11 protein-coding genes are annotated in these 17,218 nt (G+C 68.1%); 2 read left to right on the top strand and 9 right to left on the bottom strand.

The features are described 5' to 3' along the window. Together IT182_06585 and IT182_06580 are read left to right on the top strand one after the other, a co-directional pair. Positions 1-1,255 (top strand): PAS domain-containing protein (locus tag IT182_06585; protein MCC6162999.1); only part of this gene is annotated, 1,255 nt, incomplete at its 5' end. 147 nt (positions 1,256-1,402) lie between these two features. After that, positions 1,403-1,774 carry a type II toxin-antitoxin system VapC family toxin gene (locus tag IT182_06580; GenBank protein ID MCC6162998.1) on the top strand — a complete coding sequence of 124 codons (372 nt, stop codon included), beginning with the start codon at positions 1,403-1,405 and terminating at the stop codon, positions 1,772-1,774. An 89-nt stretch (positions 1,775-1,863) separates the two neighbouring features. Here the strand turns inward: IT182_06580 and IT182_06575 are convergent, their stop codons facing one another. From IT182_06575 to IT182_06535, 9 genes are all read right to left on the bottom strand, one after another. Next, positions 1,864-5,193, bottom strand: a complete 3,330-nt coding sequence (locus IT182_06575; protein MCC6162997.1) for a TonB-dependent receptor — start codon at positions 5,191-5,193, stop codon at positions 1,864-1,866. Between the two features lie 242 nt (positions 5,194-5,435). After that, positions 5,436-7,031, bottom strand: coding sequence for a TldD/PmbA family protein (locus IT182_06570; protein ID MCC6162996.1), 1,596 nt, complete (start codon positions 7,029-7,031; stop codon positions 5,436-5,438). Positions 7,032-7,038: 7 nt separating this feature from the next. Beyond that, positions 7,039-8,394 (bottom strand): TldD/PmbA family protein, encoded by a 1,356-nt coding sequence (locus IT182_06565; GenBank protein MCC6162995.1) that lies wholly within the window; start codon positions 8,392-8,394, stop codon positions 7,039-7,041. 32 nt (positions 8,395-8,426) lie between these two features. Then, a complete protein-coding gene (locus tag IT182_06560) occupies positions 8,427-10,034 on the bottom strand; it encodes a TldD/PmbA family protein (protein ID MCC6162994.1) in 1,608 nt (535 codons plus the stop codon). Between the two features lie 19 nt (positions 10,035-10,053). After that, complete coding sequence (locus tag IT182_06555) at positions 10,054-11,904, bottom strand: hypothetical protein (protein ID MCC6162993.1); 1,851 nt, start codon at positions 11,902-11,904, stop codon at positions 10,054-10,056. After that, positions 11,901-13,994 (bottom strand): DUF4175 family protein, encoded by a 2,094-nt coding sequence (locus tag IT182_06550; GenBank protein ID MCC6162992.1) that lies wholly within the window; start codon positions 13,992-13,994, stop codon positions 11,901-11,903. The genes IT182_06555 and IT182_06550 overlap by 4 nt, the downstream gene beginning before the upstream one ends. Next, positions 13,984-15,279, bottom strand: a complete 1,296-nt coding sequence (locus IT182_06545; GenBank protein ID MCC6162991.1) for a BatA domain-containing protein — start codon at positions 15,277-15,279, stop codon at positions 13,984-13,986. The genes IT182_06550 and IT182_06545 overlap by 11 nt, the downstream gene beginning before the upstream one ends. Next, a complete protein-coding gene (locus IT182_06540; protein MCC6162990.1) occupies positions 15,276-16,187 on the bottom strand; it encodes a DUF58 domain-containing protein in 912 nt (303 codons plus the stop codon). Before IT182_06540 ends, IT182_06545 begins: the two co-directional genes overlap by 4 nt. Further along, positions 16,184-17,176: a MoxR family ATPase gene (locus IT182_06535; protein MCC6162989.1), complete on the bottom strand. Its 993-nt coding sequence runs from the start codon at positions 17,174-17,176 to the stop codon at positions 16,184-16,186. Before IT182_06535 ends, IT182_06540 begins: the two co-directional genes overlap by 4 nt. Between the last annotated feature and the right edge of the window lie 42 nt (positions 17,177-17,218).

Raw genomic sequence — 17,218 nt, 5'->3', positions numbered from 1 at the left:
GTTCGGCACGGTGCACCTGCCGTGGCCGACGAGCGCGCGCGTCGCGGTCATCGTCGCGATCGTCGCGTGGTGCGGCTTCGCGGCCGGTCGCCTGCGCGGCGCGCTGCTGCGACCCTTGCGGACGACGGCGAACCTGATTCAGGGGCTGCGCGAAGGCAACTTCTCCGCACGCGCCAGGCACGAGGATGAGGACACGTCCACCGACGGCCTCGGTCAGGTATTGCTCGAGGTGAACCTGCTCGCCGACTGGCTGCAGCGGCAGCGCCTCACCGAGGTGGAGGCCAGTGCCCTGCTGGCCACCGTGATGGCCGAGCTCGACGCGGCCGTGCTCGCCTTCGACGCCCGCCAGTCACTCGCGCTCGCCAACCCCGCGGCGGCGCGGCTCTTCGGCCTCCCCGTGAGCGATCTCCTCGGACGGTCGGCGGCGGACCTCGGATGCGAGTCCCTCCTCGATCCCCTGCCAACCCGATTGGCCAGCCTCGACTTTCCCAATGCCTCCGGCCGATGGGAAGTGCGCCACTCGTCGTTCAGGCAGGACGGTCTTCCCCACGATCTCGTGGTGCTGAATGACGTCAGCAGGACCTTGCGCGAGGAAGAGCGTGCGGCGTGGCGTCGTCTCATCCGCGTCCTCAGCCACGAGTTGAACAACTCGCTGACGCCGATCACCTCCATCGCCAACAGTCTCGGGCGCTTCCTCGATCGCGGTCCGTTCGACCAGAGCGTGCGCACCGACGTACGCAAGGGACTCGGCGTGATCGAGATGCGGGCCGAGAGCCTCAACCGCTTCCTGCGCGGCTATGCCGCACTCGCCCGTCTGCCGTCGCCCACGTTCGGCTCGGTGGACGTGCCGACTCTCGTCTCGCGCGTGGTCGCGCTCGACGCCTCGGAACGCGTCATGGTGCGCGGCGGACCGCCGTGCGTCGTGCGCGCCGACGCGGATCAGATCGAGCAATTGCTGATCAACCTCGTCCGCAACGCCGTCGATGCCGTCGCGGGCACGGGTGGAGGCGTGCAATTGTGGTGGGAGCTCGCGTCAGGCGACGAGTTCGTGGAAGTGCGCGTGGTCGACGATGGGCCCGGCATCGTCGCGAGCGCCGACGTCTTCGTGCCCTTCTTCACGACCAAGCCTGGCGGTACCGGCATCGGCCTCGCGCTGTGTCGCCAGATCGCCGACGCCCACGGCGGCCACGTGGCGTTGGAGAATCGCCGCGACGCCCCGGGCTGCGTCGCCCGCGTACGCCTGCCACGGGCGTGAGCGCACCAGGGGCTGAACGGGCGGGCGGAACCGATGGCGCACTCGAAAGGTAGTACAGTGAATTGACCAACGGCTGGTTTCATCGCCGACGCGTCGGTCGCAATCGCGTGGGTTCATCCCGCACAGGCAACCGCCGATACCGACGCGATGCTGGACGCCATTGCCGACGGAGCGACCGTCGAGGTTCCGGCTCTGTGGCCGCTCGAGGTGGCGAACGCTCTCGTCGTGCTCGTTCGGCGACGGAAGCTCAGCGAGGCCGAGCGAAGAGCGGCGCTTTCCTGGTTGCAGAAGCTCCGCCTGCGCATGGATCACGATGGATCAGGTCTGGCGTTCGCCCGTCTCGGCGAACTGGCCACCGCGCATCACCTCTCGGTCTACGACGCGACGTACCTCGACCTGGCGCAACGTCGCGCGCTGCCCCTGGCGTGCCAGGACGGCCCGCTCGCAACGGCAGCCCGCACGCTCGAACTACCGCTGTGGCGCGCCCCGCACCAGGCACCGCCTTCGCCCGCTCCCTGAATAGGCTGCCAAGACATCGCGTCTACACCGCTGAGGCCCTTCGCTACGCCAGGGGCCGAAGCCCCTGGCGTCCAATTCTCGGTGCGTCGTCAGAAGATGAATCGCAGGCCGAAGCGGACAATGCGTTCGCCGTAGGACCCCGTGATCTGGCCGAAGACGGGACCGCCGAACGTGCCGTTCGGGTTGTTGGCGTGGAGCGAGTTGGTCACGTTGAACGCGTCGACGCGGAATTCCCCGTACCGCGCGCCGAAGTTGAAGCGCTTCACGAGCGAGCCGTCCAGATTGATGTAGCCGGGCCCGTCGATGCCGGCGCCATTGCGTGTCAGATTCCCGAACGTGTTGTTGGCCGGCGCCGAGAAGGCGGTCGTATCGAACCACGTCTGCCCGCCACCGATGCCGCCGAGCTTCTTCGGATCGCCGGCCAGGTCTGGCCGCTGCGTGTTGCTCGGCGCGCGCAGCAGCGCGTTGGCCATCGTGATGTCGACCGCCGTCCCCGACTGCGCCGTGAAGAGGCCAGACACCTGCCAGCCATTGAGGATCCAGCCCAGCACGCCCTCGCGCTGGATCGGCAGGCCGTACACGAAGCTGCTCACGAACGTGTGCCGGCGGTCGTTTGACGTGCGACCCCAGCTGCGGGAGATGTCGGCCGGCGTACTGATGGTGCCGTTGGAGTCGCCGCCGTCGTAGCTCACGCCCTTGCCGAGCGTGTACGAGTTGGTGACGAGGAAGTTGTTCTTGAACCGGCGGTCGACCTTGATCTGCAGCGAGTTGTAGTCGGTCTCGTACGGCAGGAACGTGGTCACCGACGATGTGCGGCCGTACTGTGCGAACTGGGGCCGACCGGCGTTGTCGGCGCCGAGCACGTAGCCCGCGTTGAGGTCCAGGCGCTGGATGATGTCCTGCCCGTGATTGCCGACGTACGCGATGTCGACCGTGAAGTTGTAGCCGATCTCGCGCTGGAACGCGACGTTCCACGAGTGGATCTGCCCTTCCCTCAGGTTGTTCGGGATGTGGAAGTAGGCGGCGTTGCGCAAGCGCGAATCCGCACCGGCATCGATGATGCCACTGCTAGGGATGTCTGCGACGACCGGCGCCGGGAAGCCGTTGGCCATGGACACACCGGCCGGCGTCACGAAGCCGTTCGGTGCGTTGAACTGGTTGTTCTGCTTCACCGGGAAGTTGAACGCGTAGCTGTTGTCGCCGAACGGCGCCGTGCTCATGCCGTATCCGCCGCGAACGACGGTCCTGTCGTCGATGCGGTAGGACACGCCGAGCCGGGGATTGAAGTTGCGGAAGTTCTTCTTGACGCCGAGGTCGTCCGGAATGCTCCCGTACCCCGAGATCAGCAGCGAGTTCGTGTTCGGGTCGTAGTTGGACAGGCCGCCCTGCTTCTGGATGCCGACCAGCGGTGTGTAGTACTCGTGGCGGAGACCGAGGTCCAGCGTCAGCTTCGGCGTGACCTGCCACTTGTCGTGGATGAACGTGAAGACCGCCGAGTGCGTCGTGCCGGGCTCCGGGATGACGGCGAGGTCGCGCCCCGCCACGTTCGGCCGGTCGAGGAGGAACGCCGCGATCGCATTGTTGATGTTGGCCTGTGACGCCGCATTGGCCGGGCTGCCCGTCTGCGCGGCGTTGAACGTGAAGTAGCCGCGCGAGCCGCCCTGGTCCTGGGTCTGGAGCAGGAAGTCGCGGTTGTGCCGGTACGTACCGCCCACCTTCACCGTGTGGTTGCCCCACAGCTTGGTCACCGTCGTCGAGAGGTCCACGGTAGTCTCACCACGATCCCAGGGCAGCGAGTTCACGAAGCCGACCATCGGGTTGGAGATCCCGTTGTTGATGTTGATCGCGGTCATGCCGCTCGTGAACTCATCCAGATTCACACCGGGGATGCCGATGTCGGCCGCCGTCGTCAGGCCGTTGGCCACGGTGACCGCCTTGTTGCGGTACTTGCTGACCCCCGCGCGGATGTCGGCCACGAGCGTGTTGGTCCACGTGCGCGTCCAGTTGCCGGCCACGCTGTATGTCGTGTTCGTGCCGCTGCCGACAAAGCCACCCTGATACGGACCGCCCATGTTGTTGGGATAGTTCCCGGGCTCTTCCGCCGTCGGCCGCTGGAAGCTGTACCGCGCGGAGAACTGGTCCTTCTCGGTCGCCTGGTAGTTCAGTTTCACGTCGAAGCCGTCGGTGCGGCGCTTGCGAATCGTCGTGTCCTGATAGTTGATCTGCCCTTCGGCCACGCCGGCGATGTTGGGCAGCGGGATGCTCTGCATGATGCGCTGCGCGATCGGGCTGATGCGATCGGCCGGAATCACGTTGCCGGCAAACGCCGTGCGACCGGCCCCCGTCGCAGCATCGCCCGTGGCCGGATCGTAAATCGGCACGGCCGACCCACTGAAGTTGCCCGCGCGCTGCGCGGCCGTGGGCACGACGTAACGGTTGACGCGCCCGAGGTCGTCGTTGGTCCTGATGTAGTCGCCGAAGAAGAAGAGACGGTTGCGCATGATCGGGCCGCCGAGCGTGAACCCGAACTGGTTGTACAGCGTCTCGGGCTTCTGGCGCTCCTTCGGCAGGTTCGCGCGATCGACGAATGCGTTGGTGGCGCGTGTCTCGTCGCTGTCGCCGAACCAGAACCCGGACCCCTTGTACTGGTTCGTGCCCGACTTCAGCGTGACGTTGGTGACGGCACCACCGGCGCGCCCGAACTCCGCGTCGTAGTTGCTCGTCGTGACGCTCACCGTCTCGAGCGCTTCGGCCGACGGGATGAGCACCGTGAGCAGGCCGGTCTTGTGGTTGTTGTCGATGCCCTCGATCATCACGTTGTTGGCCAGACGCGACTGACCGTTGACGTTGCTCGACAGCGAATCCTGCGAATTGAAGAACTCCGAATGCGGCCTGAAGGGGCGGGAGGCGCCAGGCACCGTGGCGAGCATGCCCTGGAAGTTGCGGCCGAAGCCGAGCGGCATCGCGGCAATCTGTTCGCCCTCGATGATGCGGCCCGTGTCGGTCCGATCCGTTTGCAGCGCGGGCGTCTCGGCCGTGACGCTGATCGTCTCCGACAGATCGCCGGGCTCGAGTCTCAGGTCGACGCGGATCGTGGTGTTGACGTCCACCTTGACGTTCTCGCGGATGACCTTCTTGAAGCCGCTGAGCTCACCTTCCACCCGGTACAGCCCGTCCCTGAGGTTCGGGAACGTGTAGTTGCCCGCCTCGTTGGTGACGCTGCTGGTCACGATGTTCGTGCCGACGTCGGTGATGGTGACCGTGGTGCCCGGCGCAGGTGCCCCGGACGTGTCTGTGACCGTGCCGAGCAGCGTGCCGCGCGTCGCCTGCGCTCGCGCGAGCGTCGGCACGACGAGCATTCCGAGCGCGACGAGCAGGGCACATGCGCGCAACCGGGCCCATTGGAATCGGTGAACCATAGCCTCTCCTGTCGAGGGACACCCCAACTCGCCATCCGCGACGGCATGTGGTCTGACCACCGCCGGCGAACCTCGTACTTGACTGGACGAATTGAGGCGAAGGTATACACCGCCACCGCCGTGAGGTCAAGCCTCTGCGGTGTGGAGGCCTGGGGCCGATGCCCCTGCCTCCAGGCGGAATGGGAGGGATCGCACGGTCCGCCGCAGCGCGCTGCGCGACGGCGGACGCCCGTGCGACGGCGCTAGAGGTAGGCCGCGCCGACCATGATCTGGCGGACGCGCATCCACGGGGCACCGTGGGAGATGTGGTTGATCTGCACGGGCTGGCCCTTGGCGTCGCCCGTGGTCCCGTGCATCTCCCATGACGCCTTGTTGGTCACCGCATCGAGGTTGCCGTAGAAGTCGGTGGTGATGGCGTTGTAGGTCACATCCGACACCATCCGCACCTTCTTGCCGTTCTTGATCTCCCAGAACGCATCGCCGCCGAACTGGCCGTTGTAGCGCTGCTGATCGATCGAATAGCTGCCGCGTCCGTCGATGAGCAACCCGTCCTTCGTGTCGGCGATGAGCTCCTCGGCGCTCGGCGCCTTGTCGTCGCCGGGCTCGACGTGCAGGTTCGACATCCGGAGGAACGGATAGTTGCGCCACGTCGTGGCGAACGTGCAGCCGCGGCTCTCGGTCTCGCCCATGAAGTGCGCCGTCTCGCGGTTTGTCTGCAGCCCCACCAGGATGCCCTCGCGCACGATCGGCCACGACTGCGTCTTCACGCCGTCATCGTCGTAGCCCACGGTGCAGAGGCCGCCGGCAATCGTGCGATCGGCCGTGACGTTGAACAGCTTGCTGCCGTACTTCATCTTGCCGACGTCCGACACCTTGATGAAGCTCGTGCCGGCGTAGTTGGCCTCGTAGCCGAGGATGCGATCGAGCTCGGTCGGGTGGCCGATGATCTCGTGGATCGTGAGCATCGAATGCGAGGGCGTCATGATGACGTCCTTGAGCCCGGGCGACACCGGCGGCGCCATCGCGTGCTCGACGGCCTCGGCCGCGATCCGATCCGCGTTCTCGAGCATGCCGCCGCCCGTCACCACCTCGTAGCCGCCCGTGCGGGCCTGCACGGTGAACGTGCGCGACTTCACCTTGCTCCCGGCGCGCGCCGTGGCCGTGAAGCTCGGGGCCATGCGCCACGTCTCCTGCTCGATGTAGGAGCCCTCGGACGAGGCGAAGTACTTCCACTCGTAGTCCTGGGCGATCGACGACTGCGTGCGGATCACGCCCTTGGTCTTCATCAGCTGCTCGTTGATGCCGAGCAGGAACGCGATCTTGTCGTCGAGCGACACGGTAGCCGGATCCACCGTGATCGGCGTGGCCCACGACGTCTGGTACGCCGCCGTCGGCGCCAACTTCACGTCGAAGCGCTTGGCCACCGCACTCGCCTTCGCGACGTCCACGGCCTGACGCGTGATGGCTCGGATCTCCGCCTCGCCGACGTTCGGGCTGCTGGCAAACCCCCAGACGCCACTGTGCAGCACACGGACGCCGAACCCGGCGCTCTCGTGCCGTCCGCCACCGCCACCGAAGCCGCCGAAGCCGCCCCCGCCGACGATCTTGTCGCGCACGGTGATCGAGTCGCTGATGTTGCGCGTGAAGCGGACGTCGCAGTACGTCGCGCCGAGGCGCTTGGCCTCGGCGAGCGCCACGTCGGACAGGCCCTTGAACTGCGAGGCGAGGACCTGCCCCTTCGGCGACCGCGCCACGAGCGACGCGACGAGATCGCTCGACGCGAGCGCGACGCCCGTGGCGCCGATGGTCTTGATGAAATCCCGACGATTCGTGCTCATGCCTGCCTCAGACCGCCGGAGAGACGGACGTCATGGTGAAGTCCTCGATGCGCATCGGCGGCACCATCGCCGTGCCCGGCTGGTCGTACGCCTCGCCGGTGTGCATCGGCTCGGCAGGGCCGAGCGCGCTGATGTTGTTGAAGCCCACCACTGGCGTTTCGTTCCAGCGGAAGTTCTGCACGGGCGCCGTGATCTCGCCGTTCTCGATGAGGAACAGTCCGTCGCGCGTCATGCCCGTGTACAGGATCGACATCGCCTCGACGGGACGCATGTACCAGAAGAACGACACGAGCAGCCCCCGCTTCGTGGTCCTGATCATCTCCTCGACCGACGTCGTCCCGCCGTCCATCACCAGGCTCATGCCCGGAGACGTCGCCGTGGGCGTCTTGCCTGTCTTCTGGGCCCAGAAGCGGTTGTAGTACAGGTTCTTGACCACGCCCTTCTCGATCCAGGCGACGTCCTGCGCGGCCAGACCGTCCTCGCCGATGGGCGACTGCCGCAGCACGGGATGATTCATCACGCTGCGCAGCGTGACGTTGTCGCCAAACAGCTTCTGCCCCACCTTGGTCTGTCCGCGCTCGGCACCGCTCATGAAGCTGCGGCCTTCTTCCGCGGCGCGCGCGTCCATCGAGGTGAGCAGCAGCGAGAGGAACCGCGCCGCAGGACGCGACTCGAGGATCACCGTGTAGTCGCCGGGTTCGATCGCGCGCGGCTTCTGCGACTTCAGCGCCTTCTCGGACGCCCGCTCGGTGATCGAGACGGGATCGATCAGGTTCACGTCCTTCAGGCCTGTCTGCCCGGCCCAGCACGAGCCCGTGCCGTCCGGCGTGCGGCACGTGAGGATGAAGCTCGCCTCCGCGTACCGGAAGTACGAGAACAACCCTTCGCTGTTGGCCGTGGCGTTGGTCCAGTGCAGCTTCGGGATGTAGCCCGCGCCGACCACGCCCTTCTTCTCGCAGATGTCGAGGCTCTTCTTCACCATCGCCGCGCGTTCGGCAGGCCCGAAGTCCACCGTGCGATCGATCACCGCGTCGACCGGCGCATAGTTCTGCGGCGGCTTCACGAGCGGCATCGCTTCAGGGTTGTCGGGCTTGCGCTTGGCCAACGCCTGCGCCTGCTCGATGGCCGTCTTCAGCGACGCATCGTCGAACTGGTGCGTGATCGTCGTCGCGCTCTTCTGCCCGTAGTAGACGGTGATGTTGACCTGCTGATCGTGCTCGATCAGGTTGGCGGTGATGCTCGAATTGGCGTACCGCGTGGCTGACCGCTCGCCGCCCTGGAAGTCGACCTCGACCGCGTCGGCCTTGGCCATGTTCAGGATCTTGTCGGTGATCGCTTTCACTGCTTCACGTGAGCAACTCATCGCATCCTCGGAAAGTCGAAGCGTCGAAGTCGTCAGGCGAACGCCGCACCGACCATGACCTTGCGGATCAGGCAGGGCGACGAACCATGCGACGGATAGTTGGACTGGACGGGCTGTCCCTTGGCATCACCGTCCATGCCGTGGTGCTCCCAACTCTCCGGAGGCCCGACGGCGTCGAGGTTCGCCCAGAAGTCGGTGGTGATGGCGTTGTAGGTGAAGTCGGTCACCATGCGCGTGACCTTGCCGTTCTTGATCTCCCAGAAGGCGTTGCCGCCGAACTGGCCGTTGTAGCGCTGCTGGTCGATGCTGAAGCTGCCGGCGCCGTCCACGAGCACGCCGTCCTTGACGTCAGCGATCATCTGCTCGAGCGTCGGCGACCCGGGCTTGCCGGGTTCCATCTGGATGTTCGGCATGCGCAGGAACGGGTAGTTCCGCCAGTGGTTGGCGAACGTGCAGCCGCGGCTCTCGGTCTCCCCCATGTAGTGCGCCGTCTCGCGGTTGGTCTGCAAGCCCACGAGGATGCCGTCCTGGATGATCGGCCAGCGCTGCGACTTCACCCCGTCATCGTCAAAACCCACGGTGCCGCACGCGCCCACGTGCGTCCTGTCGGCGTACACGTTGAGCAGCGGACTGCCGTACTTCAGCGTCTTCAGGTCCGACAGCTTCACGAAGCTCGTGCCCGCATAGTTGGCCTCGTAGCCGACGATGCGATCGAGCTCGGTGGGATGCGCGATGATCTCGTGCATCGTCAGCGCCAGGTGCGACGGCTTCAGCACGAGGTCCTTCAGTCCCGACTGCACGGGCGCGGCCATGCTGTGTTCCACCGCTTCGGCGGCCACGCGTTCCGCGTTGCCCTTCAGGTCCGCGTTCACCAGGAACTCGTACCCCGCCGTCGACGCACCGGGCGTGTACACGCGCGTCTTGACCTGCCCCTTGGTGCGCGCGGTGGCCGACGCGCCACAAGAGCAGTAGTACAGGCTCTGTTCGATGAACGACCCCTCGGACGTGACGAGGAACTTCCAGTCGTGCGAAAAGCTCACCTGCGCGGTGGCGAACAGGACCTGCTTGTTCTTCTGGATCGCCGTCGTGGCGTCCACCAGCAGCGCGATCGTCTCTTCGAGCGACACCTCGAACGGATCGCGCGTGTGCGGCGTTTCGTAGAACTCGTCGTACGCGGACACCGGCGCCAGCTTCACGTCGAAACGCTTGGCGACGGCGCTGGCCTTCGCCACGTCGGTGGCGCGCTGCACCACGCGACGGATCTCCTCAGCCGTCACGATCGGACTGCTGGCAAAGCCCCAGACGCCGGAGTGGATGACGCGCACGCCGAAGCCGAACGTGTCGCTGATGCCGCCACCGGGCGCCGACCCGAAGCCGCCGAAGCTGAACCCACCGCCACTCGTCAGTTGTCCGTTACGTACGTTCAACGCCTGCGACCGCTTCCGGCCGAACCGGATCTCGGCATACGTGCAGCCGAGCCCCTTGGCCTGCTTCAGGACATCGGCCCCCCACGTGCGCCACGGGCCGCTCTGCCCTTTCGGGGCCTGCGCGGACGTCGGTGCCATCCACCAGTCGCTCAACGACAACGCGGCACCGGCCGCGCCGGCCGTCTTCAGGAAGTCTCGTCGGTTCTGCGCCATCTTGCTCCCCTCATCATCCTCACCGTGCTCCGTTCAGGCGCCGGAGAATCCACTCCGTGCCAAGCAGCGCCAGCACCAGCGCCGCAAATCCCCACGTCCGGGTCATGTACCATCGCGCGCCCTCGACTCCCGCGAGCCGCGTACGCACCTGCGTGAGGGCATCGCTCCACTGCCCCCGCGGCGCCGCGACACCGCCGCGCCACACCTGGTGCCGCGTCACGTCCAGCCACGCCGCCGGGCGTCGGAACGGGCCAAGGTCTACCACGTCTTGTGCTCGTCCGACCACTTCCGCTGCTGCTGTCGCGGTCGTCGTGATCTCTACGCCGGCCGCCTCAGGCGCGCGTACGGCCCCGCGCCACGTCCCCGACGCGACCCGTTGGAGCGGGACCGGACGATCGTCGTCACCGGTCACCACGGCCGCGACCGCCGGGTCGCGCGCCACCACGTCGGCGCGCACGGCGACGGCGACGTGCAGCCAGCGCTGCCGCCCGTGCCCCGTGACCCACACGGTGCTCTCGACGGGCTCCGGAACATCGGCCGCGAGCCGCTGCACCAGTGCCCGCCAACCTGCCGCGTACGCCGCGTCGTCCTCCGCCCGCCAGCGCCACGCGTCGAGCGCCGCCACGAGCACGACGCGCCCCGCACCCAGCCCACGTCCCGCCACAAAGGGCGTGGAGCCCGCGTCGAGCGACGCCAACGGCGTGACTGCCGTCGACGGAGGGAGGTCCAGCCACTCGCGCATCTTCCAGGCGTGGCCGCCGATGCGGCCGGTGGCGAGGCTGACCGACTGCCTGAGCGAGCCCGTGGGATCGGGCCAGAGTCGGCGCCAGGGCCCCGGCGCCGGCACCTCGTCCGCCAGCAGCACCACCGCACGCCCACGATCGCGCACCGCGCGCGCGAGCGCAGCGACGTCTTCCGACGTCAGGGCATCAAGCCCGCCGACGATCCGCACCTGCGCCTCGTCATCGCCACCGGCTGTCGACGCGTCCCCATCGCCGGCCGACGTCGTGCGCACGGCTACGCCTGGCGCCAGGCGCACATCCGTCGTGAGGCGCACGCCATCCACATCCTGGAGTGCCAGTCGCGCGAAGCGCGCGCTCCACGTCGGACGCGCCTCGAGTACCGCCACGCGCACGTCCGATGGCAGGACATCGATCGACGCCACTGCCGATGCGGGAGGCGGTCCACCGGTAACGTCAGGTCGCGATGCCTCGACGAGCAGCCGGTGTGGTCCCTCCCCCGTCGCCATCCACGGAACCGTCACCGTGACGTGTTCGCGGCCCTCCTCGCCAGGGGTTGAAACCCCTCTCGAAGAAGCGGGGTCTGGCGTCCATCCCTCCTTCTGAATGGAGCGACCGGGGTTCAACCCGTTCGTCGGTGGCAGTGGCGCGTCGACGCGGGCCTGCTCCACACCGGAGTCCGCATCACGCACCGTCACGCGGACGACACCGCGGTTCGGCACCACGTCGCCAACGCCAACGCGGATGTCGGTGCGCATGCCGGCCACGACGCGACCGGGCACGACGATCGCCTGAATCGTCACGGCCTCGTCGTCCACTTCGAGAGCCAGATCCGCGCGCCGCTGCTCGAGCGCGCGCAGGACCGGTGCGGCAGGCCCGACGACGACAGTCGCCACCGCTGGTGTCGTGTCCGAGTGGATCGACGCGGGATCCGCCTCGTCGATCACCACAGCCCACGGCGCCGCCGATGCCACAGCCTGCAACGCGCGCGTGCGTGCCTCCGGTGCGACGTCGCCGGCGATCCTGACGTGCAGGTGCTGGCGCGCGGCGTCACGACATCCGGGGTCCACGATGCCCGCGATCACGCCCACCATGCCGAGCACGCGCAGGACATGGGGTGCCAGGTTCATGGCGTCACCTTCCGTGCTGGTGACGGGCGACTCGCTGCTCCGAGCGCCTCCTCTGCCACCGAGCGCGGCAATGGCAACGACAACCACGTCGGGCTCGCCGGCAACACGCGCGCGCGAAGCACGCGCGCCACGCCCTCGGTCCCTTCGTCCTGCGCCGCGCGCTGGACCTCTGCGACCCATGCACCGTCGCTGCGATCGAGCGCCACGAGCGCCGGCAGGAGGCGCGTCACGTCGACGCCCGGCGCGTCGAGACGCGCCAGCAGCGCGATCGCCTCAGCACGCGCTGCGTCCGGGAAGGCGCGTGCAGCCCACCGGCTCGACGCGGCGTCGACGCGTTCACCCGTCAGGCGCCGATTCATGTCGAGTTGCACCGGGTTGGGCAACGTCCGCATGAAATAGCGCGCCTTGCCGAACGCGGCCTGCAACGACGCGAGCGCCTTGTACTCGTATTCGAGCGCTTCCCTGACGTCGGCGTTCGTGAGGCGAACTTCCGCCTGCGCCATGTGGCGGACGGCGTCCGTGAGATCGCTCTTGCCCTGGTTGTCCAGACGGCCTTCACCGATCTCGTGCGAGTGTCCGGCTTCCTCGACCTCGTCCACCACTTCTCCACCGAGCAGGAACACGAACTCCGCGCGCACGCGCCGCTGTGCCACGGCGAGCGTCTGCGCATCCTCGCGGAACTCCTGCCGCGCGATGCGCGCCTGCCGCTGCAACAGGCCTTCGGTGAGCTGAATCACCATGCGCTGACTCAACGCGAATCCGAGCTCGGGTTCAGGCAGGCTGTAGTCGCCAGCCGGCACCGCGCCAGGACGCACGATCTCGATGAGGAAGCGCTCGGACTCCGACGTGCCCGCGGCGCCGAACCGCGCGTCGTGCGCCACGGCGTGGTAGGCCACCGAATCGCCGGGTGCCAGGTTCAGCGTGGCGAGATCGACCGTGTGCGTCCCTTCCCACTCGGCCGCTGATCGACGCTCGATACGCAGTGGCCATTCCCCGTCTTCGAACGAGAAGCTCTCGCCGCTGCCCGACACCTTCGTGTACAGCAGGCGCAGGCCGCGCACGGCCATGTCGTCGCGCGCCGTGACGCGGATGGTGACGGTCCCGGTCGCGGCATCACGCGTGAGGTCGGCGCCCGGTGCGGTGATGCGGACACCCGGTGGAGCATCGCGCACGACGACCAGCGTCATCGCCGCCAGCACGCCGTCGTTGCGGTCCTTCACGATCATCACGTCGGAGGCGGTCGCCGTCAGGCGCACGGTCCGTGTGTCACCATCCTCGCGCAGTGGCAGTGGTCCATCGCCGATGAAGGCCGTCGCGCCATCAGGCCACGCCGTCAACGTGACATCGACACGCGACCCTTCCAGTACGTCGACGCGCGATGGCTGCTCGTGCCGCTCGATCGGCTTGCCGGTATACGACGGCGGCGTGACGACGACCGCCCACGAAAGAGCGCCCGCCGTCACGGGCACCGGGTTCGACGTCGCGACAGCTGCCTGCACATCGGCAGGCCCCGATGTCTTCGGCGTGACGAATCCGCCGACGACGCCGAGCATCACCGCGGCGACGGCCATCGCCCACGCGCCACGCGAGACAGCGACGAGCGGCGCCGAGGTGCGCAACACGCCGCGCGAGTGCGTCACGAGTCTCGCGGCGATCGCCGGCGACAACGACCTCGCTCCCATGGCCGTCGGCCCCCGAGACAGAACCGGCTCCCGCGAAGGCAGGGTCGGCTCTCCGAGCCAGGCCCCCTCCTGGCATTCGTGCCACGTGAACAGCGCGTTCTGGAGATCCGGGTTCGCGCGCTCGACGGCTCGGACAACGACCGACACGTCCCGCACGCCGGGCGCCAGCCACCATGCGACAACGGCTGACGCGAGTCCAACAGCGAGACAAGCGATGGCGCTCGCTGTCGTGAGCGGCATCAGCAGGGCTCGCAGCAACAGCGCCACACCCGTGCCGAGCACGAGCGCCCACGCGGCGTACCAGAGTCGCCACCGGCGCCATGTCGACGCGATCCACGCGCCGACCCACTCCGCGTCGCGCACGGAGCCTGATGCGCCGCCCGCGCCGTCGGGCAGTTCAGGCGGCATCGGCTACCTCACGATCGACGGCGGGCGCGCCTCGTCTGCGCCACCATTGCTCCACCAGCAGGAGCACGAGCGCGACGGCCCACGCCGCACGCGTGTCGAGACCACCGGGGAGCGTGACGTCAGCGGGCGTGGTGGGAGCGCGTTCGATGCGCGCGATCGCATCGCGACCCCAGGCACTCGAAGTGGCTGAAGCCCGTTCGCTCCATCTCGTGGGGGCGCCTCCGCTCCACCTGGTCGATTCGACGGCGGCGATGAGCGCCCACAGGGACAGTGGAGACGATGGTGTGGCGTCGAGCGTGAAGACGACACGGTTGCCCTCGATTCGGCCGCGCAGAAGCGACTCTCCGTCCGGGCCTGTCGCCAGCGTGCGTTCGGTAAGTGAATGCTCACCACCAGACGCGCGTGAATCGCGCACCGAACGTTCCGCCGCGTCCCGCACCCGCACGTCGTCAGCCACATCGTCCAGCACGCGCAACGCGGACGGCGTTGCAGGTACTGCGGCGTCGGCCTGCGTACGCGTCGCCCCCGGCCAGACGAAGACGAGCGGCGGACTGTCAGGTCGGACTCGGAGAGCGGATCCTGCCGGAGCGGGAGCCGAACCTGCCGAGGCGGGCGCATCAGGGTAAGGCCGTCCCTCCGCGCCAGGCCGGACCATGTCCAGCAACCGGTCCCGGATCGCGACATCCGATTCAGCCGCTTCGACCGTCACGTCGAAGCCAGCCGACGTCGCGTCTGCCGCGTCCCGACGCAACACCAGCAATCGAATCCCCATCGCCTCCGGGATTGTCTCGAGATCGGCCAGCGTCAGGCTCTCGCGCGATCCATCCCACGCGACGACGATCTCCGTCTGCCGATCTTTCGCGTCGCGCGTGGCCTCCGAAACAGCTTCCTCGAGCAGGTCCGCCGCGGCACCTCCGTCGATCACACGCATCGATGTCGCCACAGGTTCGAGCGATGCCACCGCGTCGCCGGCGGCGCGCTTCACCGACTCGTCCACCACCACGACGCGATGCAGACGATTGCGCCACACGTCGGCGCGCCACGACGCCGTGATCGTCGGACCGGCAGCCGCGGCGCTGATCGCCACCACGATAGCCACTCGCAGCAACAGCAGCGGCCAGTCCTGCACGCGACGCAGCCGTCGCGACACGGGCGATGCCGCGCGCAGGAACCGCAGTGTGGGAAAGAGCACCGCCGCGGGCCGGCGTCGCGACCACAGGTGCGCCACGATGGGCAGGGCCACGGCGATGGCCAGTGCCCACGCCGCCGGCACGGCCCACGTCACCGCGCGCCTCCCGCCTGTGGCGCGCGCTGCTGCGTGAATGCGCGCAGGACGCCGTCGATCGGCGTGTCAGTTCCGGCTTCGACGAACGTGATCCCTTCACTCGTGCAGAACGCGCGCGCCTCGTCGACAAACGCCGTCACGCGCGTGGCGTACTCCTCCCGCACGGACGGCACGTTCGCGACAAGACGCTCGCCCGTTTCGAGGTCGACGAACTCCGCGTCGCCGCGCGCGTCGAGCACGCGCTCTCCGGGCGTGAGCACGTGGAACACCACGACCTCGTGGCCCATTCGGCGTGCTTCCCGCAACGCGGGCTGCAGGTCGTCGCTGCCGTACAGATCCGAGATGAGCGCCACGCAGCCACGACGTCCCAGACGCGAGGCCGCGCGGCGAATGGCCCCGCCGAGATCCGTCGCACCGTCTGCCGTCACTCCCGCAAGCAGACCCAGCGTACGAACGAGATGCGGTCTGCCTGTACGTGCCGGCAACGCGACGCCCGTCTCCGTGCCGTGCGTCACGAGGCCCACGGCTTCGCCCTGCTGCACCAGCAGATACGTCAGGGCCGCGGCCAGCAGCACACCGAACTGGAGCTTCGACACGCCGACGGCATCGGCGAACGCCATGGACCGGCTCGTGTCGATCGCGATCATCACGGGCCACTCTGTCGTCTGCCGGTACACGCGTGTGAACAGGCGATCGGTGCGCGCGTAGTGCTTCCAGTCGAGGTGCTTGAGGTCGTCGCCGGGCAGGTACGGGCGCATCTGCTGGAACTCCGCGCCGGTGCCCGTGAAGGGGCTGCGATGCGCGCCCAGCCTGGCCCCTTCGACGATGAGGCGCGCCGCGAGCTCGAGGTCGGCGATGCGCGCCAGCAGCGCGGGATCGAGTGAAACGGGCGAGGTAGCGGCGCTCACGCCTGCGCGGAGACCTCGTTCAGCAGACGCGACACGATCGCGTCGGCGTCGAGCCCTTCTGCCTCCGCCTGGAAGTTCACGAGCACGCGATGACGCAGCACCGGCAATGCAAGCGCCCGCACATCGTCGAGCGACACCGCCGCACGCCCTTCGAGCAGCGCGCGCGCCTTGCCGCATAGCAGCAGCGCCTGGCCGGCTCTCGGCCCCGCGCCCCACCGCACGTACTTCGAGACGACGGCCGCGGTCTCGGCCTCGCCCGGTCGCGTGGCCCGCACCAGTCGCGCCGCGTAGTCCACGACGTTGCTGGCGGCGGGAATCTCGCGCACGAGCCGGTGCACTGCTGCGATGTCGTCGCCGTCGGCCACTACGTCCGGCAGCGCTGACGGCGCGGCCGTCGTGCGTGCCAGCATCTGCCGTTCCTCGTCGGCCGTGGGATACCCGATCACCACGTTGAGCAGAAACCTGTCGAGCTGCGCTTCAGGCAGGCTATACGTGCCTTCCTGCTCGATGGGGTTCTGCGTCGCCAGTACGAACTGCGGTGCGGGCAGGTCGTAGCGCACGCCTCCGACGGTCACCTGCCGCTCCTGCATGGCTTCCAGCAGCGCGGCCTGCGTGCGCGGCGGCGTGCGATTGATCTCGTCGGCCAGCAGGATGTGCGCGAACACGGGCCCGCGCATGAAGCGCACCTCGCGCCGGCCCGTCGACCGGTCCTCCTCGATGACCTCCGCGCCGACGATGTCGGAGGGCATGAGATCCGGAGTGACCTGGATCCTGTTGAACGAGAGCGCGACGGTTCGCGCCAGCGTCTTGATGATGAGCGTCTTGGCGAGCCCCGGCACGCCGCGTAGCAGGCAGTGCCCGCCGGCGAAGAACGCGATCAGGATCTCCTGGAGCACGGCGCGTTGCCCCACGATCGTGCGTCCGAGTTCGGTCTCGAGCCGCCGGCCGAGCGCGGCCGCTTCATCAATCGTGAGCTGACGTTCTGGCATCTGGACGGCGATTGTAGCAACCGGGCGCTGCCCATCCGGACG

It is taken from the genome of Acidobacteriota bacterium (genome assembly GCA_020845575.1).
Classification (GTDB): Bacteria; Acidobacteriota; Vicinamibacteria; order Vicinamibacterales; family Vicinamibacteraceae; genus Luteitalea.
Note: the sequence above shows the minus strand (reverse complement) of the source record. Positions and strands in the feature narration are given on the sequence as shown.